Origin of the sequence: Phyllobacterium brassicacearum, assembly GCF_003010955.1 — a bacterium.
GTDB classification, from domain to species: domain Bacteria; phylum Pseudomonadota; class Alphaproteobacteria; order Rhizobiales; family Rhizobiaceae; genus Phyllobacterium; species Phyllobacterium brassicacearum.
On sequence record NZ_PGGO01000085.1, the window covers coordinates 1 to 569 of the forward strand.

The window sequence follows — 569 nt, forward strand, 5'->3', positions numbered from 1 at the left end:
AGGCCGTCCAGCGGGCTATCGGCGAACGCTTCGATACCAGTACGGCAGGCGAGATCTCTCTTCAGGGTTTCTCTCGCCCTCTCCGCGTATGGCGCATTTCGGGCGCCGTAGCCGAACCCCAATCGGCCGGGACCCGTCCATTCGTCGGGCGCAGGGCCGAAATCGCGCAGCTTCGCGGTCTTCTCGAGACCTGCCGCGATCAAGCCCGAGGGCATTTGGTCCATGTGTGTGGCGAGGCCGGCATTGGCAAGACGCGGCTCATCGAGGAGTTCGTGCGGCAGGCACAGACCGAGGGTATCCCGACGCACAAGGCCCTGGTGCTCGATTTCGGCACTGGCAAGGGACAGGGCGCCGTCCGGGCGTTGGTCGGCAGCCTTCTCGGCCTGGAAGTCTCCGCGGACGCCGCCGCCCGTCATGATGCGGCCGCGAGAGCCATCACAGGCGGATACGTCGATTCCGAGCAACTCGTCCACCTCAACGATCTTCTCGACCTCGCTCAACCTGCCGAGCTTCACACGATCTATGATGCGATGGACAACGCCGCCCGCCTCGACGGCAAGCGGCGCACG

At 65.6% G+C, this 569-nt stretch carries 2 protein-coding genes; one reads left to right on the forward strand and one right to left on the reverse strand.

Translation table 11 applies throughout. The features are described from left to right. Positions 1-215 (reverse strand): hypothetical protein (locus CU102_RS30750; protein ID WP_245425640.1); only part of this gene is annotated, 215 nt, incomplete at its 3' end. Here CU102_RS30750 and CU102_RS28370 point away from each other — a divergent pair. Beyond that, a partial coding sequence (locus tag CU102_RS28370; protein ID WP_245425638.1) for an AAA family ATPase occupies positions 162-569 on the forward strand: 408 nt, incomplete at its 3' end. The genes CU102_RS30750 and CU102_RS28370 overlap by 54 nt on opposite strands.